This is a genomic window from Streptomyces sp. NPDC001822 (assembly GCF_042892135.1).
Lineage (GTDB): Bacteria > Actinomycetota > Actinomycetes > Streptomycetales > Streptomycetaceae > Streptomyces.
The window spans coordinates 758,785-781,541 of sequence record NZ_JBIATW010000002.1 but is presented as its reverse complement, the minus strand read 5'-3'; the positions used below and the strand labels follow the sequence as shown (position 1 = coordinate 781,541).

Sequence of the window (22,757 nt, the reverse complement as noted above, 5' to 3'; positions counted from 1 at the left end):
CCCGTGAAACCCGGCGTCAAGTTCCACGACCTCCTCGTCGTCTCCCTCGGCGGCCAGGGACAGTACGAACACGTCATCAACAACACCGGATCACCCACGTCCGGAACGTCGACCGTCCCCTCGCAGGTGGTGTCCTTCCCGTAGGACCTCCTAGCCCCGGCGACAGGGCCCTCCGAGCCCTCCCCGCGGTACCCGAGTCCCCTCCCGTACACCCGGGAGGGGACTCGGCGGCTGACGGCGCCTGTACGGGCGCCCGGGCCGTCAGAGCACGCAGAACTCGTGGCCTTCCGGATCGGCCATCATCACGTGGTCGGGGCGCCCCCGCAGTTCGTACTCCCGGAGCACGGTCCCGCCGGCCGCCTCCAGCTTCGCCACCGCCCCGGCCACCCGCGGCCACCGCGTGTCCCACGGGGTCTCACGTCCGCCACCCGCCTGCACATCGAGGTGCAGACGGTTCTTCACCGTCTTCGGTTCGGGCACCTTCATGAAGGACAGGTTCGGCCCCGCGCCGTCCGGGTCGGACAGATACGCGCCGTCGTTCCACTCGTCCTCGGGGACGTCGTGGTGCGCGAACCACTCCTCCCAGCTCCCGAATCCGGCCGGCGGGGGCTTCTCCACGTAGCCGAGCGCCAGCGCCCAGAACTTCGCGAGCGCGGCCGGGTCCGCGCAGTCGATCGTCAGACTCCACTTGGTGGACACAGGTCCCTCCCCTTCGGACGGTCCTTCTCGGACAGGCGGTACGGAGCCGGTCGCCCCCGGCGCGGTCCTGGCGCCGGACGCGCCGTGACCGGCGCCGGGAACACGACGGCCCCCGCCCGGATGTCCGGGCGGGGGCGGTCGGACGCGGCTCCGGGGATCAGCCCTCGCCGCTCAGGTCGATCGTGACGGTCCGCTCGGCCTTGGTCTTGCCGAGCAGCGCGCCCTGCATGGCGTGGGCGACGTCGTCCGGGCCGACCTGGTGCTGCTTGCCGTCGGCCTTGGTGATCATCACCCCGTCGAAGACACCGTCCAGCAGGGTCTCGATGGCCTTCTTGTCGTAGACCTCCACGAGCCTGCCGTTGACCGGCTTCATGGACAGGATCTGCGGCAGGGACCGGGCCGGGCCGAAGTCGATCGTCTTCGGACCCGCGTTGATCGTCACCAGCCCGGACATCGCGGGCTCCGCGAACTCCTTCATCGCCCGGTCCAGTTCGGCCTGGCTGATGGTCGGCTCGGTCGCGGCGACGGGCAGTTCGACGACCGCCGCTTCGCCGGTCTGGACCTGGGCGCGATAGGCGTCGCGCACCGAGACCATCGACCGGTTGACGTCGAGGGACTTGCCCGCCTTGCCGGGCACGGCGACGGCCTTGTTCGGCTCGAACTCGATCGTGCCGTCGTTGGCCGAACCGGCGACGCCCGCCAGGTCGGTGAGCGCGACCCCGAGCTTCTCCTCGTCGACCGGGATCACCGGGTCGGCGGGGCGTGCCGCGCCGAACAGGGAGCCGATGACGGAGACCGGGTTGTAGTCGCTGCCGGCAGCGCCGCGGACGGTCTCCTGGCTGTCCAGGGTGAGACCGGCCTTGTCCGGGGCGAGTTCCTCCTCCTTGCCGTCCACGGACAGCTTGAGAGGCGCCTGGGCGCGCTTGCCGAAGGCCGCGTCGAGCTTGGTGACCGCCTCCTCCTTCGTGCCGCCGCCGATGTCGACGCCGAGCACCGTGGTGCCCTTGGGCACCTCGGAGTGGTTCAGCAGCAGCCCGGCACCGTAGGCCACGCCGAGCAGCACGAAGACGGCCGCACCCAGGAGGACCGGCTTGGAGCGGCCCTTCCTGGCGGGAGGCGCGGGCTTCGGAGCGGGCCGCGGCGCGGGCACGTGAGCGCCCGGGTCGGCCGGTCCGCCGCCGCCCTGGGGGCCCTCGGGCGGCCTGATGCCGCCCGGACCGCCGGGGAACGCCGGGCGGGGCCCCGCGGGGATGACGGGAATGCCGCTGGTGAGCGTGTCACCCGACACGTTTCCGCCGGGGACCTGGCCGAGGCCGGGCACCGGAGTCTGCGGGGTGAGGATCGCGGTGTCGTCGGACATCCGCGGCGGCACCCCGCCGGGGCCGCCAGGACGGCCGCCGACCGGGCCGCCGGGTCCCGCGGGTCCGCCCGCACCAGCCGGGCCGCCGGGGAAGTTGTCGAGGTTCGGCGTGAGGGAGGAACTCCCCGTGACCGGGCCGGTGGTGGGACCGGACGGGCCGGGACCGCCCGGCTGCCGCGCACCGGGGCCGGGCGTGGTCATCGGGCCGCCGGGCCCGCCGGAGCCGAGCCCGTCGGGAGCGCCGCCGCCCTGACGTGCGCCCGGCTGCTGCGGGCCGTCCGAGAAGTACGGCGAGTCCACGCGGGGCGGCGTCGGAGCCGGACCGGGTCCGGGGCCGCCGGATCCGGGCCCGGGCACTCCCGGCGGCGGCGTGGCGGACGCCGTCCCCTGGGGCGGGGTCGGAGCCTTGCGCGGTGCGAACCAGTCGCTGCCGCTCTTCTCCCGGGCCGGCTTCTCGGCGGGGGTCTCGGGGGCCGGGGCGCCGTCACCGGTCTCGGCCCCGGGTCCGGGCACCGCTCCGCCGGAGGACGGCGCGGACGCGCCGGGCTTGGGCGTGCTGCCGGTCCGCTCGCCGGCCGGGGCACCGCCCGTGGGGTCCGTCTCGCTCATCGGCGTACGCATCACCACGGGCGGGATCGGACGCGAACCGGGGATGTTGATCCGGATGCGCGTCGTCAGCGTCGTCTCTGTTCTGGGCTCCTCGGGCTGAGGCGGATCCGCAGGTTCCGGAGTGTCGTCCGGCCCGTCCTGTGACGGGTGCAGCGACGGATACTGGCGTGATCCGTACGGCGGCGTACCCGACGGGTACGCGGCTCCGCCGCGCCCCTGGGGACCGGAGGACGAACTGTCAGTTTCACGACTCAAAGCAGGTTCTCCCGATTGGCTCCGCCGCCCGTACTTCCCCCATGCCGCAGGCCAGGGGACGGCTCGGCGCGCGCACCACCATACTGGCCGCCACGTTGAGACCGTCCGCGCCCGGGGGAGACAAGGATGCACCCATCACCCGGCGGAGGAGGAATCCGGAGGCGGACATACCACATCATGTGCCAGGTCGGCCGGTGTCGTTGGCCTGAAATGGCAGGCGTGACATCGTGGCACACATCACAGCCACCGCCATTCCGCCGAGCAGGAAGAGCGCCAGGCCGATCTCCTCGCCGAAGACGTAGTCGCCCTCGGGACGCCCGCCCAGCAGCAGGACGACGGAGATGAACCAGCCCACCGCTGGCACCAGGGCGCCGAGCTGCGTCCCGGTCAGCACCCGGCCGCCGTAGAACAGTCCGGCCGACGCGGCGAGGGCGAGCAGCAACCCGCCCGGGAACAGGGCCGCCTGGACGAGGGTGCCCGCGAGTCCGACCGCCGCTCCCAGGACCACCAGGCCCACGTACAGCGGGATCCGCGCCGGATTGGGCGGCGCGGCGAGACCGGTGGGCGCCGGGCTTCTCGGCGGCGCGTTGGTGCGCGGCGACTCCGACGAGGCGCGCGGCCTCTGCCTGCCGCTCATGTCCGTGCTCCCGGTGCCGGGGCCGCGTCCGGCACGCCGGCGAAGAGGTCGTGCTCCCTGCCCCCGTCGTCCCCGCCGGGCACTCCCCGCACCAACTGGTAGTACTCCGTCGTGAGGACGGGCTGCCCGAGGCCGTTCGACAGGGCGAAGAACGGCCCGTCCACGGCGATCTGCGTGGCGTGCGCCCGCATGGCCGCGGTCTTCGCCGCGGCGTACTCCGAGCCGTCGATCTCCGTCGTGATCTCCGCGTCGTCCACGACACCGGGCACGTCGTCGATCGCGGCGATCCCCGGGAAGACCTCGGGCCGCGCCGCGCGCAGCCCGGCGAACAGTTCCTCGGCCACCGGCCGCGACACCCGGTTCCAGTAGATCTTGGCGATGGTGTGCGGGGCGCCGGAACCGGCGTCGTACGCGGGATCGGCGGCCAGCTCCGCCGCCCGCATCGCGACGCGGTGCGCCTGGATGTGGTCGGGGTGGCCGTAGCCGCCGTCGGGGTCGTACGTGACGAGGACCTGGGGGCGCAGGGAGCGGATCACCGCGACGAGGGAGACGGCCGCCTCGTCGGGGTCGGCGGCCCAGAAGGCGCCGGGGCGGTGGTTCGGCTCGGTGCCCATCATTCCGGAGTCGCGGTACCGTCCGGGGCCGCCCAGGAAGCGGTGGTCGGTGACGCCGAGCTCCCGCATCGCGGCGGCGAGTTCGCCGCTGCGGTGGGTGCCCAGACCGCCGTCACGGTCCGCGGCCAGGTGTGCGAGGTCCGGCGGGATGACCTCGCCCTCCTCGCCGAGGGTGCACGTCACCAGGGCGACGTGGGCGCCCTCGGCCGCGTACCTGGCCATGGTGGCGCCGTTGTTGATCGACTCGTCGTCGGGGTGCGCGTGCACCAGGAGCAGACGGCGGCGGGGAAGGTCCTTCATGGGACCACCCTACGAGCCGCCCGCCCCTCGGGCCGAACGCCCCACGGGTTCCGGGGCGCACCGCGTACCGGTCAGAACTTGATGCCCCCGATCATTCCTGCCACGTTCGACGTCACCTCCGAGATGGTCGGTGCGATCGACGAGCTCGCCAGGTAGAACCCGAGCAACATGCAGACCACCGCGTGTCCGCCCTTCAGTCCGGATTTCCGGATCAGCAGGAAGACGACGATCGCCAGCAGCACCACCGCCGAAATCGAGAGTGCCACGGCGGTTCACCTCCATCAGTACGGTCGGGACAGGCAGCACACATGGAGCCAGCAGGTTCATACCCACCGAGCGCTACGGATCATAACTATCCGTGCCGACGCATTGATCGGGGCACAGCAGCACGAGGGGCGCACGGACCGCCCGGCGCGGGCTAGGTTCGGGGCCATGACCTCGCAGAAGCTGTCTTTTCCCCGCCAGCACGCCCGGACCCAGAGGTTCACTCTCGGCGCACCGCGGGCGTTCACCGTCTCACCGGATGGGACGCGGGTGCTGTTCCTCAGGTCGGCCTCCGGCACCGACCGGGCGAACCGGCTCATGGTGCTGGACACGGGGACGGGCGAGGAGCGCGTGGCCGCCGACCCCGCCGCCCTGCTCGGCGGTTCGGCGGAGGAGCTGTCACCGCAGGAGCGGGCACGCCGCGAGCGGACCAGGGAGGGTTCGGCGGGCATCGTGGGCTACGCCGTCGACGACGCGGCCGAGTTGGCCGCCTTCACGCTCTCCGGAAGGGCGTACGTCGCGGAGTTGAGGGCCGGCACGGCGCGCGCCCTGCCGGTGCCGGGCCCGGTGATCGATCCGCGGCCCTCCCCCGACGGCCGCCACGTCGCCTACGTCGTGCGGGGCGCACTGCGCGTGGTCGGTGCCGAGGGCGACGGCGACCGCGTGGTCGCCGGACCGGAGGACGAGAACACCTCGTACGGCCTCGCGGAGTTCGTCGCGGCCGAGGAGATGAGCCGCTACCGCGGTTTCTGGTGGTCCCCCGACTCGGACCGCCTGCTGGTCGCCCGGGTCGACGACAGCGCCGTCCAGCGGTGGTGGATCGCCGATCCGGCGCATCCCGGCAGCAGGCCCGCCGAGGTCGGCTACCCGGCGGCCGGGACGGCCAACGCCGAGGTCAGGCTGTTCGTGACGGACCTGGACGGAAACCGTACGGAGGTCGTGTGGGACCGTGCGCGCTTCCCTTACCTCGCACGCGTGCACTGGTCGTCGAACGGCGCGCCGCTGCTTCTCGTGCAGGCGCGCGACCAGCGCAGCCAGCTGCATCTCGCCGTCGACGCGGAGACCGGCGCCACGCGCACGGTGCACGTCGACGAGGACGACATCTGGCTTGATCTTTTCGCCGGGGTGCCCGCCTGGGCCCCTGACGGACGGCTGGTGAGGATCACCGACGAGGGCGGCGCCCGGGTGCTAGCGGTCGGCGACAGACTTCTGACCGGGGACCGGCTGCACATCCAGGCGGTGCTCGACATCGGCGAGTCGGACATCCTGGTGCAGGCGACCGCCGGGGAGGGCGCGGCGGACCCGGAGACCGGGCAGAGCCATGTGTACCGGGTCAACGAACTGGGCGTCGAGCGGGTGAGCGAGGGCGCCGGGGTGCACTCCGCGGTGCGCTCGGGCCGGGTGACGGTGCTGTTGTCCGCCTCCCTGGAGCACCCCGGCACGGCGGCACGGGTGCTGGGTGACGGCAGGCGGATCGCCACCGTGGCGAATCTCGCCCAGGATCCGGTCCTCACGGCCCGGGTGCACCTCACCCAGGGGGGCGCACGGCGCATCCCGTGCGCCGTGCTGCTCCCCTCCGGATACACGGACTCAGACGGTCCGCTTCCGGTGCTGATGGATCCGTACGGCGGCCCCCACGGGCGGCGTGTCGTCGCCGCTCACAACCCGCACCTCACGTCCCAGTGGTTCGCCGACCAGGGATTCGCGGTGGTCGTCGCGGACGGCCGGGGCGCGCCCGGATGTTCGCCCGGCTGGGAGAAGGCCGTCAGGGACGACTTCACCCTCGCCCTCGACGACCAGGTCGAGGCGCTCCACGCACTGGCGGAACGCTTCCCGCTGGACCTCTCGAAGGTCGCCGTGCGCGGCTGGTCGTTCGGCGGTTACCTCTCCGCGCTCGCGGTGCTGCGGCGTCCCGACGTGTTCCACGCGGCCGTCGTCGGGGCGCCGGTCGCGGACTGGCGGCTGTACGACACGCACTACACCGAGCGCTGCCTCGGCGACCCCGCGGCGCAGCCCGAGGTGTACGCCCACAGTTCGCTGGTGACCGACGAGGGACTCTCCGAGCCCGCCGGCCCGGCGCGGCCGATGATGATCGTGCACGGCCTCGCGGACGACAACGTGGTGGTGGCCCACGCCCTGCGGCTCTCCTCCGCCCTGCTCTCCGCCGGCCGGCCGCACGAGGTGCTGCCGCTGAGCGGGGTGACGCACATGACCCCGCAGGAACAGGTCGCCGAGAACCTGCTCCTGCTCCAGGTGGACTTCCTCAGGCGCTCGCTGGGACTGCCCCGGCTGTAGGGCGCGCCCTCCGGGGGGACTTCACCAGCCCGGCGGCGGCGAGGCGGGCGGTGGCGGGCTGCCGGACCCGCCGCCGCTCTGCGGGTAGCCGTAGCCGGGTGTCCCTCCCGGCGGATACCCGTAGCCCTGCGCGCCACTCTGCGGATACCCGTAGCCGGGCGATCCGCTCTGCGGGTAGCCGTAGCCCTGTGCCCCGCTCTGCGGATATCCGTAGCCGCCGTATCCCTGGTTCCGGCCGTCGGCGTCCTGGGGGCCCCGGCGCGCGAGGGCCGCCAGGGCCGTCGCCCCGGTGAGGAGGAGCAGGACCGAGGTGAGCACGATGAGCTGCTGCTCCGCCCCCAGGTCGCCGAAGCGGTCCGTCATCCGGTGGTGGAAGGCCCGGGCGGTCCCGGTGGCGCCCGACAGCAGGAGGAACGCCGCGAGGATCATGCCGAGGGGACGGGCGTGCACGGCACGGAAGAGCGCGGTCCACGCCACCACCAGACAGAGGACCGCGATCACCGCGCTGCTCCAGCCGGGCGGGGCGGCGGTCAGCCCCGTCCGGATGACGCGCCCGCCGATGAACCAGTCGGGATAGAGCGCGGAGGGCAGCGTGAGGAACTGCCGCACCTCCCAGGCGATCAGGACCGCCCCCGAGATGCCGAGCGCGAGGAACGCGGTGACGCCGGCCCCCTGGCCCGGCCGGGTGGGCAGCGGCTCGTAGGGGTCGGCGGGCTGCCTGCGGCCGGCCGCGCCGGTGACGATCAGCGCGAGCCCGGCGGCCAGGGCGACGAAGGTCCCGATGAGGGCGCGGGTGCGCAGTTCGTCGCCGTACCGCTGGTCCATCCAGGACGCGCCGATGATCCAGACACCCGGGAGGCGGAGCACGAACGTGACGATGCCCGTGGTGACCAGCGTGGAGGCCGCCACCGGGGAGCGCAGCGCGGCGACCAGCGCCACCGCGTAGACGAGGAACAGGACCGGATCGGCCTGCAGGGTGGCGGGCAGGCCCTCCGGCCGCGCGTCGGTGTAACCCGCCCAGTAGCGCAGCAGGTCCAGCGGCTCCCCGACGGCCCGCAGGTCCCGCACGATCCAACCGCCGACCACGGCCGCGAGCACGGCCAGCAGCACGGCTCCGGTGATTCTGGCTCCCCGCGTGAGTATCACCCCGCGATACTCCTCCGCGGCCCGCGGGCCGACAAGGGGGCCTGTGGGGCGGGGCGGACACGGGTAACCGGCCGGGGCGACGCGATGGACGCCCCGGCCGGATCACGGCACCCGCACGGCCGTACGTTGTTCATGGTGGAGCGTTCGTATATCGGAGGCGCGACGGTCAAGTTGCCTGCGTGTTAACGAACATGAGGGCCGTTTGTCACTCTTTGTCATCCCTGGGCCCGGGCTCCCCGGGCTCCCTGGGCTCCCCGGACTGCCCAGGAGCCCCGTGCTCTCCGGCGGCGGCGCCCGTTCCCCGGTCCTCCCGGTCGCCCTTGTCCGGGGACGGCGGCGCGTCCTCGGGCTCCGGCGTCTCCAGGAGGCCCTCCGTCGGCACCACCTGCTTCTCCTCGGCGAAGTGACAGGCCGAGTCGTGCCGCGCCGGTGTCTCCGTGTCCCGGAAGACCGCGGGCACCGCCAGCAGCGGCACCTCCAGCTCGCACCGCTCCTGTGCCTTCCAGCAGCGGGTCCGGAAACGGCAGCCGGACGGGATGTTCGCGGGGGACGGCACGTCACCGTGGAGGATGATCCGTTCGCGGTGGGCGCGTGCCGTCGGGTCGGGCACCGGCACGGCGGAGAGCAGCGCCTGGGTGTAGGGGTGCGTGGGGTGGTCGTAGATCTCCGCGTCCGTGCCGACCTCGACGATCCGCCCGAGGTACATGACGCCGACCCGGTCCGAGATGTGCCTGACGATCGACAGGTCGTGCGCGATGAAGATGAAGCTGAGACTGAATTCGGCCTGCAGCCGGTCCAGCAGGTTCACGACCTGGGCCTGCACGGAGACGTCGAGCGCCGAGACCGGCTCGTCCGCCACGATGATCTCGGGGTTGAGGGCGAGACCGCGGGCGATGCCGATGCGCTGGCGCTGGCCGCCGGAGAACTGGTGCGGATAGCGGTTGATGTACTCCGGGTTCAGCCCGACGACGTCCAGCAGGTCCTGCACCTTCTGCCGGCGGCTCCCCTTGGGCGCCACCTCGGGGTGGATCTCGTACGGTTCGCCGATGATGTCGCCGACCGTCATGCGCGGGTTCAGCGAGGTGTACGGGTCCTGGAACACCATCTGGATGTTGCGGCGCACGGCCTTCAGCGCGCGGCCGGACAGCTTCGTGACGTCATCGCCCTTGTAGCGGATGACGCCCCCGGTCGGCGGCTCCAGGTGCACCAGCATCTTGGCGACGGTCGACTTGCCGCAGCCGGACTCCCCCACGATGCCGAGCGTCTCGCCCGCCGCCAGGTCGAAGTCCACGCCGTCGACGGCCTTGACCGCGCCGATCTGCTTCTGGAAGAGGATGCCCCGGGTCAACGGGAAGTGCTTGACCAGGCCACGCACCTCCAGGATCGGGTCGCCCTCGGCGAACGGCCGCCCGCGGCCGGCGTCCCGCGCCTCCGACAGCAGGGTGGAGCCTCCCGCGGATCCCCCGCGCCCCGTGTGATCAGCGTGCATCGAGCGTCTCCTTCCAGAAGTGGCAGGCGCTCCGGCGTTCCTCGTCCACGGTGTAGAGCGGCGGGACGTCCGTGCGGCACACGGCCTGGGCCATCGGGCAGCGCGGGTGGAAGGCGCAGCCGGACGGGATGCGCAGCAGGTTCGGCGGCAGGCCCTTGATCGCGTAGAGCTCCTGGCCCTTCTGGTCCAGCCGCGGGATCGAGCGGAGGAGGCCCTTGGTGTAGGGGTGGGCGGGGGCCTTGTAGATCTCGTGGACGGGGGACGTCTCGACGATCCGGCCCGCGTACATCACCGCGATCTTGTCGGCGACGTCGGCGACCACGCCCAGGTCGTGGGTGATGAGGATGAGACCCATGTTGAGTTCGCGCTGGAGTTCCGCGAGGAGGTCCATCACCTGCGCCTGGACGGTCACGTCGAGTGCGGTGGTCGGTTCGTCGGCGATGATGAGGGAGGGCTCCAGCGCCATCGCCATGGCGATCATGATGCGCTGGCGCATACCGCCGGAGAACTGGTGCGGGAAGTCGCCGACCCGCTGCCTGGCCCCCGGGATGCGCACCCGGTCCATGAGCTCGATGGCCTTGGCCTTGGCGTCCCCCCGGGACATCCCGCGGTGCACGACGAACATCTCGCCGAGCTGCTGTCCGACGCTGAGCACCGGGTTCAGCGAGGAGAGCGCGTCCTGGAAGATCATGGCCATCTCCTGGCCGCGGATCTTCCGCCGCTCCTCCGTCTTCAGCTTCAGCAGGTCGCGGTCCTTGAAGAGGATCTCGCCCCCGCTGATCTTCCCGGGCGGCATGTCGAGGATGCCCATGATCGCCTGGGCGGTGACGGACTTGCCGGAGCCGGACTCGCCGAGCACGGCGAGGGTCTCGCCGGCCGCGACGCTGTAGTTGACCCCGTTGACGGCCTTGGCCACCCCGTCCCGGGTGTGGAACTCCACGTGCAGATCGCGCACTTCGAGCAACATGGCAGCGGGCTCCTCAGCGCAGCTTGGGGTCCAGGGCGTCGCGCACCGCGTCGCCGAGCATGATGAACGCGAGCACCGTGATCGCCAGCGCCCCGGCGGGCCACAGCAGCATGTGCGGCGCGTTGCGGATGTACTGGGACGCGGCGGAGATGTCGATGCCCCAGGAGACGGCTGGCGGTTTCAGGCCGACACCGAGGTAGGAGAGCGTCGCCTCCAGCGAGATGTACGTGCCGAGGGCGATGGTCGCGACGACGATGACCGGGGCGACGGCGTTCGGTGTGATGTGCCGCAGGAGCATCCGCGAGTTGGAGGCGCCCAGCGCCCGTGCCGCCTGGACGTAGTCGTTCTGTTTGGCGGTGATGACGGAGCCCCGTGCGATGCGCGCGATCTGCGGCCACCCCAGCAGGATGATGAAGCCGACCACCGGCCAGACGGTGGAGCCGGTCACCACGGAGAGGAAGACCAGGCCGCCGAGGATCACCGGGATGCCGAAGAAGATGTCGGTGATCCGGGAGAGGAGCGCGTCCCACTTGCCTCCGTAGAAGCCGGCCAGTCCGCCGAGGATGCCGCCGAGCAACGAGACGCCGACCGTCGAGCAGATGCCCACCGTGACCGAGGTGCGGGCGCCGTAGACGGTGCGCGTGTAGACGTCGCAGCCCTGTCCGTCGAAGCCGAAGGGGTGGCCCGGCTGGGACCCCTCCTGGGCCTTGCTCAGGTCGCAGTCGAGCGGGTCCATGTCGGCGATCGCCCACGGCCAGATCGAGATGACCACCAGGAAGAGGATGATCAGCCCGGAGATGATGAAGACCGGGTTGCGGCGCAGGTCGCGCCAGGCGTCGGACCAGAGGCTGCGCGGCTTCTCCGCGGGTCCGGCGCCGTCGGGGCCGCCGGGGGTCTTCTCCAGCGTGGTGCCCTCTTCCACGGCGAGGTCCATCGCCCCGCCCGCGCCCGCCCCCGAGATCGCCCTGTCCCCGGAGACCGGCCCGTCTCCCGTCGCGTCGTCCCACGGCTTCTGCTCAGGCATAGCGGATCCTCGGGTCGAGTACGGCGTACAGGAGGTCGACGATCAGGTTCGCCGCCAGGAAGACCAGGACCAGGACGGTGACGAATCCGACGACGGTCTGGGTGCTCTGGCGCAGGATGCCCTGGTAGAGCTGGTAGCCGACCCCGTGGATGTTGAAGATGCGCTCGGTGACGATCGCGCCGCCCATCAGGGCGCCCACGTCGGTACCGATGAAGGTGACGACGGGGATGAGGGAGTTGCGCAGCAGGTGCCGCACGACCACCCGCCGCCGCGGCAGCCCCTTGGCCACGGCGGTCCGGACGTAGTCGGCGCGGGCGTTCTCGGCGATCGACGTCCGGGTGAGCCGGGTGACGTAGGCCAGGGAGACCGAGGCCAGGACGAGGCCGGGCACGATGAGTTCGTCGATCGGCGCGTCCGCGGACACGGAGGGCTTGATGATCCCCCACTCCACACCGAGGAGGAGCTGGAGCAGCAGGCCGGTGACGAACGTCGGGACCGCGATGACGATCAGGGTCAGGATCAGCACGGCGGTGTCGATGGGGCGGCCCCGGCGCAGTCCGGTCACGACGCCGAGGCTGATGCCGATGACGATCTCGAAGACGATCGCGACGATGGTGAGCCTGATGGTGACGGGGAACGCCTCGCCCATCAGGTCGATGACCTTCTCCCCGTTGAACGCGGTCCCGAAGTCACCCGTGAAGATGTTGCCCATGTAGGTCAGGTACTGCTGCCACTCGGGCTTGTCGAGTCCGAACTCGGCGGCCAGGCGGGCGGCGGTGGCGGGATCGCACCGGCGCTCGCCGCAGAGGCCCGCGATGGGGTCACCCAGCACGTTCACCATGAGGAAGATCAACAGCGTGGTGCCGAAGAAGACCGGGATCATCTGCAGCAGCCGCCGGATCACATAACGTCCCATGAGGGGCTCCGGGGGTCGGGGTGAACGGTCGGGCGGGGGGCCGGGGAGGCCGGTGCGCGGGCGCCCGGCCTCCCCTTCTCAGTGGGTCACTTGACCTTGATCTCGTTGTAGACCGGGACGCTGAAGACGTTCAGCGACACGTTGTCGACCCTGTCCGAGTAGCCGGCGCTGCCGTTCTGGTACCAGAGGGGGATGACCGGCATCTGGTCGGCGAGGATCTTCTCGGCGTCCTGGAAGGTGCTGACGGCCTGGGCCTTGTCGTTCTCCGCGTTGGCCTTGTTGACCAGGTCGTCGAACTCCTGGTTGCTCCACTTGCCGTCATTGGACGGAGCGTTGGTGTAGTAGAGCGGCTGGAGGAAGTTCTGGATCAGCGGGTAGTCCATCTGCCACCCCGCGCGCCAGGGCCCGGTGAGCTTCTGGGTGGAGACCTGGTTGCGGAAGTCCGCGAAGGTGCCGATGGGGTTGCCGACGCACGCCTCGTTGTCGCCCATGACGTTGTTGATGCTGTTGCACACGGCGTCGACCCACTCCTTGTGGGAGCCGGTGTCGGCGTTGTACGAGATCTTCAGCTGGCCGCCGGGAATGCCGCCGCCCTCGTCGATCAGCTTCCGCGCGCCCGCCTTGTCGAAGTCGCAGGAGGGACCGCAGAGCCCTTCCTTGAAGCCGCCCTCCTCCCCGAGGACCGGGGAGGTCCAGTCGGAGGCAGGGGTGCGGGTCTTCTGGAAGATCTGGTCGGTGATCTGCTGGCGGTTGATCGCCATCGACAGGCCCTTGCGGACCTTCACGGCGCCCGGGGTGTTCCATGCCTTCACGTAGAACGGGAAGGACAGGGTCTGGTTGGTGCCGGCCGGTGTGTTGATGTACCGGTCGCCGAGGTCCGCCTGGACGTTCTTGAGCTGGGAGGCCGGTACGTCGTCCACCAGGTCGAGGTTGCCCGCCGTGAGGTCGGTGTAGGCGGTGTTGTTGTCGGTGTAGACCCGGAGGTCGATGCCGCCGTTCTCCGCCTTGTCCGTGCCCGGGTAGTCGTCCCAGCGGCGCAGGCTCATCGACGAGCCCTTGGAGTACGACTCGATGGTGTACGGACCGTTGCCCACCGGCTTCGAGAGCCAGGCGTCGTGGTCCGAGTAGAAGCTCTTGGGCAGGGGCGCGAAGGCCGCGTAGCCGAGGGTGTCGGGCCACAGCGAGAACTTCTGGGACAGCTTGACCGTGAAGGTAGTCGGGTTGACGACCTTCAGTCCGGAGAGCTTGTCCACGGTCGCCGAGCCGGACTCGGGGTGGGCCTTGTCGTAACCGTCGATGTACTGGAAGAAGTACGCGTTCTTCTGGTTGTTCTTCAGGGCGGCGCCGTAGTTCCAGGCGTCCACGAACGACTGGGCGGTGACCTTCTCGCCGTTGCTGAAGGTCCAGTTGTCCTTGATCGTGACGGTGAAGTTCTGCGAGTCCGTCGACTCGATCTTGTCGGCGATCACGTTCTCGGCCGCGCCGGTCTTGGCGTTGTAGCGCACGAGTCCGCGGAAGACCATGTCGAGGACCTTGCCGCCCTGCACCTCGTTGGTGTTGGCGGGCTCCAGCGGGTTCTGCGGGTCGCCCCAGGAGGAGCTCACGATCCCGTCGGCGCCGCCGCCACCGCCGCCACCGCCGTCCCCGTCACCGCCGCACGCCGTGGCAGTCAGGGCGACGGCGACCGCGCCGGCGGCCCACCTGGCTCGTGTGGCTCCGCGCATGGAGTGCCTCCTAGGTGTCCATTGAGTAGCTCAATGCCCCATATCACCCCATATGACAGCCCGTCGCATGTTCATGTCCTCCGTACGTGGCTGCCGGAACGCGAGGACGCCCGGCCCCCCTCGTGGGGACCGGGCGTCCTCGTTCGTGCGGACCGGGAGGACTACGCCGCGTGGACGACGTCCTTCTCCTCGGCGAAGTGGCACGCCGACTCGTGCGCGGCGGGCGTGTCCGAGGCCTTGAAGCGCTCGGGGATCGCCAGCAGCGGCACCTCGGTGGCGCACTTCTCCTCGGCCTTCCAGCACCGCGTGCGGAAGCGGCAGCCCGACGGCGGGTTCGCCGGCGACGGGACGTCACCGGAGAGGATGATCCGCTCGCGGCCCTCACGGGCCTCCGGGTCCGGGACCGGGACCGCCGACAGCAGCGCCTGGGTGTAGGGGTGCGTCGGGTGGTCGTAGATCTGCGTGTCCGTACCGATCTCGGCCATCTTGCCGAGGTACATCACGCCGACCCGGTCGGAGATGTGCCGGACGATCGACAGGTCGTGCGCGATGAAGAGGTAGGAGAGGTTGAACTCCTCCTGCAGCTTCTCCATCAGGTTGATGACCTGGGCCTGCACCGACACGTCGAGCGCGGAGACCGGCTCGTCGCAGATGATGATCTCCGGGTTGAGCGCGAGGCCGCGGGCGATCCCGATGCGCTGGCGCTGACCGCCGGAGAACTGGTGCGGGTACCGGTTGATGTACTCCGGGTTCAGGCCGACGACGTCCAGGAGGTCCTGCACCCTGCGGCGCCGGTCGCCCTTCGGAGCCACCTCGGGGTGGATCTCGTAGGTCTCCCCGATGATGTCGCCGACCGTCATGCGCGGGTTCAGCGAGGTGTACGGGTCCTGGAACACCATCTGGATGTTGCGGCGCACGGCCTTCAGCGCGCGGCCGGACAGCTTGGTGATGTCCTGGCCCTTGTAGAAGACCTCGCCGGCGGTCGCCCGCTCCAGCGTCATCAGGAGCTTGGCGACCGTGGACTTGCCACAGCCGGACTCGCCCACGATGCCGAGCGTCTCGCCCTGGTACAGGTCGAACGAGATGCCGTCCACGGCCTTGACCGCGCCGACCTGCTTCTTGAACAGGATGCCCTGGGTCAGCGGGAAGTGCTTGACCAGGTTGCGCACCTGGAGGATCGGCTCCCCACGCGACACCGGCACGTCGAGGGCCGCCACGGCCTCCGTCTCGCTGGCCGCGTTGACCGCCGCCACTTCGGTGACGTTCGGGGTGGCGTCCACGGACTCCTTCTTGAGCTCAGCCATGGATCGTCTCCTTCCAGAAGTGGCACGCACTGCCGCGGCCGACCAGCTCGGTGCCGTCCTGCTCGGTCACCGGGCTCAGGGCCGGGATGTCCGTACGGCAGATGTCCTGCGCCATCGTGCAGCGCGGGTTGAAGGCGCAGCCGGACGGCACGTGCAGCAGGTTGGGCGGCAGGCCCTTGATCGCGTAGAGCTCCTGGCCCTTCTGGTCCAGGCGCGGGATCGACTCCAGCAGACCCTTGGTGTAGGGGTGCGCGGGGCGGCTGTAGATCTCGTGGACCGGAGCGGTCTCGACGATCCGGCCGGCGTACATCACCGCGATCTTGTCCGCGACGTCGGCGACCACGCCGAGGTCGTGGGTGATCAGGATCAGGCCCATGTTGAAGTCGCGCTGCAGCTCCGCGAGCAGGTCCATGACCTGGGCCTGGACGGTCACGTCGAGCGCCGTGGTGGGCTCGTCCGCGATGATCAGGTCCGGCTCCAGAGCCAGTGCCATGGCGATCATGATGCGCTGGCGCATACCGCCGGAGAACTGGTGCGGGTAGTCGTTGACCCGCTCCTTGGCCGCCGGGATCCGCACGCGGTCCATCAGCGCGATGGACTTGGCCTTGGCCTCCTTCTTGGAGAGGCCCTGGTGCACGCGGAACATCTCGCCGAGCTGGTAGCCCACGGAGAGCACCGGGTTCAGCGAGGAGAGGGCGTCCTGGAAGATCATCGCGATCTTCTGGCCGCGGATCTTCCGGCGCTCCTCGTTGGACATCTTGAGCATGTCCTGGCCGCGGAAGAGGATCTCGCCCTTCGGTATGCGGCCCGGGGGCATGTCCAGGATGCCCATGATCGCCTGAGCGGTGACGGACTTGCCGGAACCGGACTCGCCGAGCACGGCGAGGGTCTCGCCGGCCGCGACGCTGTAGTTGACTCCGTTGACGGCCTTGGCCACGCCGTCGCGGGTGTGGAACTCCACGTGCAGGTCACGCACTTCGAGCAGCGGGCCGCTCTCGTCGTTCGAACCACGCGGAGCAGGAACATCCGCCGTCTTGTCGATGATGGTCATGTACGCCTCCCTCAGCGCAGCTTGGGGTCGAGGGCGTTGCGTACAGCATCGCCGAGCATGATGAATGCCAGAACCGTGATCGACACCATGACCGACGGGATGATCAGCACGAACGCGGCGTTGCGCAGCTGCTCCTGGCCGGAGGAGATGTCGACACCCCACGACACGGTCGGTTCGGCGAGGCCGATGCCCAGGAAGGACAGGGTGGCCTCGGCCGAGATGTAGCCGCCGAGCGCGATGGTCGACACGACGATCACCGGGGCGATCGCGTTGGGCAGGATGTGCCGGAGCAGGATGCGGGTGGTCGAGGCGCCGAGCGCCTTGGCCGCCATCACGTAGTCGGCCTGCTTGATCGTCAGGACGGAACCGCGCGCGACACGGGCTATCTGCGTCCAGCCGAGGAAGGCCAGGGCCAGGATGACGACCCAGATCTTGCGCTCCTCGAACGAGGTCAGGACGACCATCGCACCGAGGATGAACGGGACGCCGAAGAAGATGTCGGTGACCCGGGACAGGAGCGTGTCGATCCAGCCGCCGAAGTAACCGGCGAGCATGCCGACCACGGTGCCCAGGACCGTCACGAGGACCGTGACGACGACGGCGACGGTGATCGAGGCACGGGCGCCGTAGACGACACGCGCGTAGATAGAGCGACCCTGGATGTCGTACCCGAACCAGTCCTCCTGGAAGAAGTTTCCCCACCGGGGCTTCTGCAGGTAGTGGTGGGCCAGGTCCGCGTAGCGCGGGTCGGCGCCGGTGAACAGGCCCGGGAAGACCGCCATCACCAGCAGGAAGATGATCAGCACGGCCGAGACCACGAACAGCGGGCTGCGCCGCAGGTCGTGCCAGGCGTCCGACCACAGGCTGCGGGGCTTGCCCACGGCGGCGGTCGCGGGCTGCGGGGCCACGGCCCCTGCGGGAGCGTCCGCGGTGGTTTCCTTGAGCGTCTCAGGCATAACGGATCCTCGGGTCCAGGACCGCGTAAAGCAGGTCGACGACCAGGCTGGCGACGAGATAGACGACGACGATCAGCGTCACGATGCCGACGACCGTGGCACCTTCACGGTGCCTGAGCGCGTCGAAGACGGCGGAGCCGACACCCTTGACGTTGAAGATGCCCTCGGTGACGACCGCGCCGCCGAGCAGGGCACCGAGGTCGGTGCCGAGGAAGGTGACCACGGGGATCATCGAGTTGCGCATCAGGTGGACACCGATGACGCGGCGCCGGGGCAGGCCCTTGGCGACGGCGGTGCGCATGTAGTCGGAGCGCAGGTTCTCGGCGACCGAGGTACGGGTCAGGCGCGCGACGTAGGCGAGCGACAAGGACCCCAGTACGACAGCGGGCAGGATCAGCTCGTTGCTGTTCGCCTCGATGCTCACGTTGGGTTCGACCCAGCCGAGCTGGAAGGCGAAGAAGTACTGACCGAGGAACCCGAGCACGAACGAGGGCACCGAGATCAGGAGGAGCGTCAGGACGAGCAGTCCGCGGTCCCGCAGGGTGTCGGCCTTCAGGCCGGCGAAGACACCCATGGAGATACCGACGACGACCGTGAAGATGAAGGCAAACAGGGCCAGCCGGACCGTGATCGGGAACGATTCCGAGATGATGTCGGCGACCGGTCGGCCGCTCGCGATCTGCGTGCCGAAGTCACCCTGGAACAAGTTCACAAGGTAGTTCCAGTACTGGTGCCAGAGCGGCAGGTCGAGCCCGAGCTCCTTCTTCATTTCCGCGATCTGCGTGGGGTCGACGGTCTGTTCACCCGCGAGTGCGCGCACGGGGTCGCCGGGCAGCGCGTACATCATGGCGAAGACCAGCGCGGTTGACCCGAGGAAGACCGGGATCATCTGGAGCAGTCGCCGCGCGACGTAACGCCCCATGTTTGCCTCCGATAGGGATAATGCAGCCCGAAGGGCCGCTCTCCGGATACGGAGAGCGGCCCCCCGGGACCTACTGCCTGTATGGGCGGCTGACGGCCGAGTGGGGGCCCTCAGGCGTTACTGCTACTTGACGGTGACGTCGGTGATGTTGTAGTCACCGTGGAAGTCGACGGTGACGTTGTCCACCGACTTCGAGTAGCCACCGTTGGTCTTGTACTCCCAGAGCGGGATGGCCGGCATCTTGGCGAGGACGAGCTTCTCGGCCTCCTGGTACGCCTTGATGGAGTCGTCCAGGGTGGCCGCGTTGTCGCCCTTCTTGAAGGCCGCGTCGACCTCCTTGTCGGAGAACCGGCCGTTGTTGGCCTCGGCGGTCGTGCCGTACAGCTCGCGCATGAAGTTGACGTTCAGCGGGTAGTCGGCCACCCAGCCACCGCGGTACATCGACTTGACCTGGTCGTTGTCACGCGCTTCCAGGTCGGTCTGGAAGTCCGGCTTGGCGTCCGGGACACAGTCGACCCCGGTCGAGTTGCGGATGGACTCGCAGACAGCGGTCACCCACTCCTTGTGGCCGCCGTCGGCGTTGTACTGGATGAAGACCTTGTTGCCCGGGACGCCGCCGCCGTCCTTGACGTACTGCTTCGCCTTCACCGGGTCGAACTTGAACACGTCGGTGCCCAGGTCCTGGTTACCGGCGACGCCCGGAGGCGTGAAGCTGGTGGCGGGCTTGCGGGTGCCGTTGAGCACGGTCTTGGTGATCGTGTCACGGTCGATCGCCATCGACAGACCCTGGATGACCTTGGGGTCGATGCCCTTGAAGGTCTTCGAGTAGAAGGTCGGTACGAGCGACTGGATCGCCGCGTACGGCTGGTCGATCGCGCGGTCGCCGAGGTCCGACTTGTACTTCGGCAGGTCCTTCGGGCCGACCTGGCGGATCATGTCCAGGTTGCCGGACAGGAGGTCCTGGTACGCGGCCTCGACGGTCGCGTAGTTCTTGAAGAGGACACCCTTGTTCTTGGCCTTGTTCGGGCCCTGGTAGTCAGGGTTGGCCTTGACCTGGATGAGCTTCTTGTGGTCCCACTTCTCGAAGATGTAGGGACCGTTGCCGACCGGCGCCTGGCCGAAGGCCTTGGTGTCCTTGTAGAACACCTCGGGCAGCGGGGCGAAGGTGGCGTAGCCGAGCTTGTACTCGTAGTACGGCACCGGGTTGTTGAGCTCGATCGTGAAGGTGTTCTCGTCGACCGCCTTCAGGCCGGACATCTCCGTGGCCTTCGGGTCACCCTTCTCGGGGTGGACGTCCGCGTAGCCCTTGATGTCCTCGAACCAGAACGCGTTCTGCTGGGCGTTCTTGACGTTGGCGTACCAGTTCCAAGCCTTGATGTACGACTCGGAGGTGACCGGGGTGCCGTCGTGGAACTTCCAGCCGGGCTTGAGCTTGACCGTCCACGTCTTGTTGTCCGTCGACTTCACGGACTCGGCGTTCGTGTAGACGATGTTGCCCTCGGCGTCGAAGTCCAGGAGCTGGGTGAACAGCGACTGGATGACGTAGCTGCCGAGCGACTCGTTGGTGTCGGCCGGGATCAGCGGCTTCTGCGGCTCGCCGACGTCGATGGAGACGTAGCCCGCGGGCTTGCCCTTCTCCGTCGAGGCAGCCTTGCCGTTGTCGTCCTTGTCGCCCCCGCCACAGGCAGTCGCGGCCAGGGCGATGATTGCCGCTCCCGCGACCCACTTGGCGCTCTTGGCACCGCGCATGGGTTTCCTCCTCATGAGTCCACTTTTGACTACAAGAGGGGCACTGTAGAGATCCACCGACACCCCTGACGGCGATCGTTTGCAGTGCCCCGAGTGTGCTCGTGAGTCCGCACTCCCCACAGTGCGCCGACCCATTGACCCGAGCTCAATGGAGCCAACTATTAAGTAACACCGGGCTGTAAACCACACTTAAAGGGTCTCGGTTTGACAACATCCAGAAGCCATGGTTGCCCGAAATCCGGACAAAGTGATCCCAGACAGACACCCCCGAAACGGACCGTTAACACATGTTCCGGAGAGCGACGCACGATATCCGGACACCTCGGTCAGCAAAACCGGTTGACGAAAGGCCTGGGCCCCCACAGTCTCTGCGGGGGCCCAGGCCTCATGTCAACGGGTCGTACGGGCCCTTCTCAGGCCCGTGACGACCCCTCCGGCTCGGGGGTCAGCCGTTCTTGGCGCGCGAGGCCGTACGGCCGCGCTGCTTCTGGTCCAGGACGACCTTGCGGATGCGGACGGTCTCCGGGGTCACCTCGATGCACTCGTCGTCGCGGCAGAACTCCAGGGACTGCTCCAGCGAGAGCTTGCGGGCCGGCACCACGTTCTCCGTGGTGTCGGCGGAAGCCGCACGCATGTTGGTGAGCTTCTTCTCCTTGGTGATGTTCACGTCCATGTCGTCGGAGCGCGAGTTCTCACCGATGATCATGCCCTCGTAGACCTCGGTCCCGGCCTCGGTGAAGATGACACCGCGCTCCTGGAGGTTGACCATCGCGAACGGCGTCACGACGCCTGCGCGGTCGGCCACGAGCGAACCGTTGTGACGCGTGCGCAGCTCTCCGAACCACGGCTCGTGGCCCTCGAAGAGGGAGTGCGCGATGCCGGTGCCACGGGTCTGGGTCAGGAACTCCGTACGGAAGCCGATGAGGCCGCGGGAGGGCACGATCCACTCCATGCGGACCCAGCCCGAACCGTGGTTCGTCATCGTCTCCATACGGCCCTTGCGGGTCGCCATGAGCTGGGTGATCGCGCCCAGGTGCTCCTCGGGCGAGTCGATCGTCATGCGCTCGATCGGCTCGTGCGTCTTGCCGTCGACCTGCTTGGTGACGACCTCCGGCTTGCCGACGGTCAGCTCGAAGCCCTCACGGCGCATCTGCTCGACGAGGATGGCCAGTGCCAACTCACCGCGGCCCTGGACCTCCCAGGCGTCGGGACGCTCGGTGTCCAGGACGCGGAGCGAGACGTTACCGATCAGCTCGCGGTCGAGGCGGTCCTTGATCTGGCGCGCGGTGACCTTGTGGCCCTTGCCGCCCTTGCCGACGAGCGGCGAGGTGTTGGCGCCGATGGTCATCGAGATGGCCGGCTCGTCGACCGTGATCAGCGGCAGCGCGATCGGGTTCTCGGTGTCGGCCAGGGTCTCGCCGATCATGATGTCCGGGATACCGGCGATGGCGCAGATGTCGCCCGGGCCGGCCTTCTCGGCGGGCTTGCGGGTGAGCGCCTCGGTCATCAGCAGCTCGGTGATGCGGACGTTGGACATCGAGCCGTCGCGCTTGATCCACGTGACGGTCTGGCCCTTGCGCAGCTCGCCCTGCTCGACACGGCAGAGCGCGATACGGCCGAGGAAGTTGTCGGCGTCCAGGTTGGTGACGTGGGCCTGGAGCGGGGCGTCCTCGTCGTACTCGGGGGCCGGGACGGTGGAGAGGATCGTCGAGAAGAACGGCTCCAGGCTGTCACTGTCGGCCGGGACGGTGCCGTCCTCCGGCTTGGTCAGCGACGCGACGCCGTCACGGGCGCAGGCGTAGACGATCGGGAACTCGATCTGGTTCTCGTCTGCGTCCAGGTCCAGGAACAGGTCGTAGGTCTCGTCGATGACCTCGGCGATGCGCGAGTCCGGACGGTCCGTCTTGTTGATGCAGAGGATGACCGGCAGCTTGGCCGTCAGCGCCTTGCGCAGCACGAAGCGGGTCTGGGGCAGCGGCCCCTCGGAGGCGTCGACGAGCAGGACGACCGCATCGACCATCGACAGGCCGCGCTCGACCTCACCACCGAAGTCGGCGTGGCCGGGGGTGTCGATGATGTTGATGGTGATGACGTCGCCGCCATCCTTGGGGTGGTACTTCACGGCCGTGTTCTTGGCCAGGATCGTGATGCCCTTCTCACGCTCCAGGTCGTTCGAGTCCATCATGCGTTCGTCGAGGTTCTCGGCGGCGTGCGCGGCGAAGGCGCCCGCCTGCTTGAGCATGGCGTCGACCAGCGTGGTCTTGCCGTGGTCGACGTGGGCGACGATGGCTACGTTACGGATGTCGTGGCGCGTGGGCATGGGTGGCTTGCGCTTCTCTCGGATCGTGGGATCAGGCGTCTCAGTCGGTCTCGAGTCCTCGTACGCCCGCCGGGCGGCACGCCACGGCTAGTCCAATGGTACGGGCCCGAGGGGTCCGGGGCTTCCCGGCCCGATCCGCGGGACGGTCCTCCGGCC

General features: G+C 69.4%; 18 protein-coding genes. 1 reads left to right on the top strand and 17 read right to left on the bottom strand.

The window, feature by feature from the left end; all coding sequences use genetic code 11:
• Positions 1 to 261: 261 nt before the first annotated feature.
• The 5 genes from ACFYY2_RS08050 to ACFYY2_RS08030 form a co-directional block, all read right to left on the bottom strand.
• Positions 262 to 699 (bottom strand): VOC family protein, encoded by a 438-nt coding sequence (locus tag ACFYY2_RS08050; RefSeq protein ID WP_388738546.1) that lies wholly within the window; start codon positions 697 to 699, stop codon positions 262 to 264.
• 157 nt (positions 700 to 856) lie between these two features.
• Entirely contained in the window at positions 857 to 2,668 is a 1,812-nt protein-coding gene (locus tag ACFYY2_RS08045; RefSeq protein ID WP_388738543.1) for a hypothetical protein, read from the bottom strand.
• Between the two features lie 430 nt (positions 2,669 to 3,098).
• On the bottom strand, positions 3,099 to 3,560 hold the full coding sequence (locus tag ACFYY2_RS08040) for a DUF6113 family protein (protein ID WP_388738540.1): 462 nt from the start codon (positions 3,558 to 3,560) through the stop codon (positions 3,099 to 3,101).
• Complete coding sequence (gene mshB / locus ACFYY2_RS08035) at positions 3,557 to 4,474, bottom strand: N-acetyl-1-D-myo-inositol-2-amino-2-deoxy-alpha-D-glucopyranoside deacetylase (RefSeq protein ID WP_388738537.1); 918 nt, start codon at positions 4,472 to 4,474, stop codon at positions 3,557 to 3,559. Before mshB ends, ACFYY2_RS08040 begins: the two co-directional genes overlap by 4 nt.
• 71 nt (positions 4,475 to 4,545) lie before the next feature.
• Positions 4,546 to 4,740, bottom strand: coding sequence for a hypothetical protein (locus ACFYY2_RS08030; protein ID WP_014154257.1), 195 nt, complete (start codon positions 4,738 to 4,740; stop codon positions 4,546 to 4,548).
• A gap of 166 nt (positions 4,741 to 4,906) precedes the next feature.
• Between ACFYY2_RS08030 and ACFYY2_RS08025 the strand changes: the two genes are divergently transcribed.
• The gene (locus ACFYY2_RS08025; RefSeq protein WP_388738533.1) at positions 4,907 to 7,033 is read left to right on the top strand and encodes an alpha/beta fold hydrolase; all 2,127 of its coding nucleotides are present in this window, start codon (positions 4,907 to 4,909) and stop codon (positions 7,031 to 7,033) included.
• 21 nt (positions 7,034 to 7,054) lie between these two features.
• Here the strand turns inward: ACFYY2_RS08025 and ACFYY2_RS08020 are convergent, their stop codons facing one another.
• From ACFYY2_RS08020 to typA, 12 genes are all read right to left on the bottom strand, one after another.
• Entirely contained in the window at positions 7,055 to 8,179 is a 1,125-nt protein-coding gene (locus ACFYY2_RS08020; protein WP_388738530.1) for a hypothetical protein, read from the bottom strand.
• A 205-nt stretch (positions 8,180 to 8,384) separates the two neighbouring features.
• Complete coding sequence (locus ACFYY2_RS08015; RefSeq protein WP_388738527.1) at positions 8,385 to 9,668, bottom strand: ABC transporter ATP-binding protein; 1,284 nt, start codon at positions 9,666 to 9,668, stop codon at positions 8,385 to 8,387.
• On the bottom strand, positions 9,658 to 10,635 hold the full coding sequence (locus tag ACFYY2_RS08010; RefSeq protein ID WP_388738524.1) for an ABC transporter ATP-binding protein: 978 nt from the start codon (positions 10,633 to 10,635) through the stop codon (positions 9,658 to 9,660). The genes ACFYY2_RS08015 and ACFYY2_RS08010 overlap by 11 nt, the downstream gene beginning before the upstream one ends.
• 13 nt (positions 10,636 to 10,648) lie before the next feature.
• A complete protein-coding gene (locus tag ACFYY2_RS08005; RefSeq protein WP_388738521.1) occupies positions 10,649 to 11,659 on the bottom strand; it encodes an ABC transporter permease in 1,011 nt (336 codons plus the stop codon).
• Positions 11,652 to 12,575, bottom strand: a complete 924-nt coding sequence (locus ACFYY2_RS08000) for an ABC transporter permease (protein WP_388738517.1) — start codon at positions 12,573 to 12,575, stop codon at positions 11,652 to 11,654. Before ACFYY2_RS08000 ends, ACFYY2_RS08005 begins: the two co-directional genes overlap by 8 nt.
• 86 nt (positions 12,576 to 12,661) lie before the next feature.
• The gene (locus ACFYY2_RS07995; protein WP_388738514.1) at positions 12,662 to 14,299 is read right to left on the bottom strand and encodes an ABC transporter substrate-binding protein; all 1,638 of its coding nucleotides are present in this window, start codon (positions 14,297 to 14,299) and stop codon (positions 12,662 to 12,664) included.
• Between the two features lie 161 nt (positions 14,300 to 14,460).
• Complete coding sequence (locus ACFYY2_RS07990; protein ID WP_388738511.1) at positions 14,461 to 15,603, bottom strand: ABC transporter ATP-binding protein; 1,143 nt, start codon at positions 15,601 to 15,603, stop codon at positions 14,461 to 14,463.
• On the bottom strand, positions 15,596 to 16,654 hold the full coding sequence (locus ACFYY2_RS07985) for an ABC transporter ATP-binding protein (RefSeq protein ID WP_388738508.1): 1,059 nt from the start codon (positions 16,652 to 16,654) through the stop codon (positions 15,596 to 15,598). Before ACFYY2_RS07985 ends, ACFYY2_RS07990 begins: the two co-directional genes overlap by 8 nt.
• Before the next feature lie 11 nt (positions 16,655 to 16,665).
• Positions 16,666 to 17,610, bottom strand: a complete 945-nt coding sequence (locus tag ACFYY2_RS07980; RefSeq protein WP_388738505.1) for an ABC transporter permease — start codon at positions 17,608 to 17,610, stop codon at positions 16,666 to 16,668.
• Positions 17,603 to 18,532, bottom strand: coding sequence for an ABC transporter permease (locus ACFYY2_RS07975; protein WP_388738502.1), 930 nt, complete (start codon positions 18,530 to 18,532; stop codon positions 17,603 to 17,605). Before ACFYY2_RS07975 ends, ACFYY2_RS07980 begins: the two co-directional genes overlap by 8 nt.
• Positions 18,533 to 18,655: 123 nt before the next feature.
• On the bottom strand, positions 18,656 to 20,281 hold the full coding sequence (locus tag ACFYY2_RS07970) for an ABC transporter substrate-binding protein (protein WP_388738499.1): 1,626 nt from the start codon (positions 20,279 to 20,281) through the stop codon (positions 18,656 to 18,658).
• 445 nt (positions 20,282 to 20,726) lie between these two features.
• Positions 20,727 to 22,601, bottom strand: coding sequence for a translational GTPase TypA (gene typA / locus ACFYY2_RS07965; RefSeq protein WP_388738496.1), 1,875 nt, complete (start codon positions 22,599 to 22,601; stop codon positions 20,727 to 20,729).
• Positions 22,602 to 22,757 lie beyond the last annotated feature (156 nt).

Coding starts and splice junctions, on each gene's coding strand:
- ACFYY2_RS08045 (WP_388738543.1), bottom strand. CDS start 2,668: ATGAGCGAGACGGACCCCACGGGCGGTGCCCCGGCCGGCGAGCGGACC.
- ACFYY2_RS08040 (WP_388738540.1), bottom strand. CDS start 3,560: ATGAGCGGCAGGCAGAGGCCGCGCGCCTCGTCGGAGTCGCCGCGCACC.
- mshB (WP_388738537.1), bottom strand. CDS start 4,474: ATGAAGGACCTTCCCCGCCGCCGTCTGCTCCTGGTGCACGCGCACCCC.
- ACFYY2_RS08025 (WP_388738533.1), top strand. CDS start 4,907: ATGACCTCGCAGAAGCTGTCTTTTCCCCGCCAGCACGCCCGGACCCAG.
- ACFYY2_RS08015 (WP_388738527.1), bottom strand. CDS start 9,668: ATGCACGCTGATCACACGGGGCGCGGGGGATCCGCGGGAGGCTCCACC.
- ACFYY2_RS08010 (WP_388738524.1), bottom strand. CDS start 10,635: ATGTTGCTCGAAGTGCGCGATCTGCACGTGGAGTTCCACACCCGGGAC.
- ACFYY2_RS08005 (WP_388738521.1), bottom strand. CDS start 11,659: ATGCCTGAGCAGAAGCCGTGGGACGACGCGACGGGAGACGGGCCGGTC.
- ACFYY2_RS08000 (WP_388738517.1), bottom strand. CDS start 12,575: ATGGGACGTTATGTGATCCGGCGGCTGCTGCAGATGATCCCGGTCTTC.
- ACFYY2_RS07995 (WP_388738514.1), bottom strand. CDS start 14,299: ATGCGCGGAGCCACACGAGCCAGGTGGGCCGCCGGCGCGGTCGCCGTC.
- ACFYY2_RS07990 (WP_388738511.1), bottom strand. CDS start 15,603: ATGGCTGAGCTCAAGAAGGAGTCCGTGGACGCCACCCCGAACGTCACC.
- ACFYY2_RS07985 (WP_388738508.1), bottom strand. CDS start 16,654: ATGACCATCATCGACAAGACGGCGGATGTTCCTGCTCCGCGTGGTTCG.
- ACFYY2_RS07980 (WP_388738505.1), bottom strand. CDS start 17,610: ATGCCTGAGACGCTCAAGGAAACCACCGCGGACGCTCCCGCAGGGGCC.
- ACFYY2_RS07975 (WP_388738502.1), bottom strand. CDS start 18,532: ATGGGGCGTTACGTCGCGCGGCGACTGCTCCAGATGATCCCGGTCTTC.
- ACFYY2_RS07970 (WP_388738499.1), bottom strand. CDS start 20,281: ATGCGCGGTGCCAAGAGCGCCAAGTGGGTCGCGGGAGCGGCAATCATC.
- typA (WP_388738496.1), bottom strand. CDS start 22,601: ATGCCCACGCGCCACGACATCCGTAACGTAGCCATCGTCGCCCACGTC.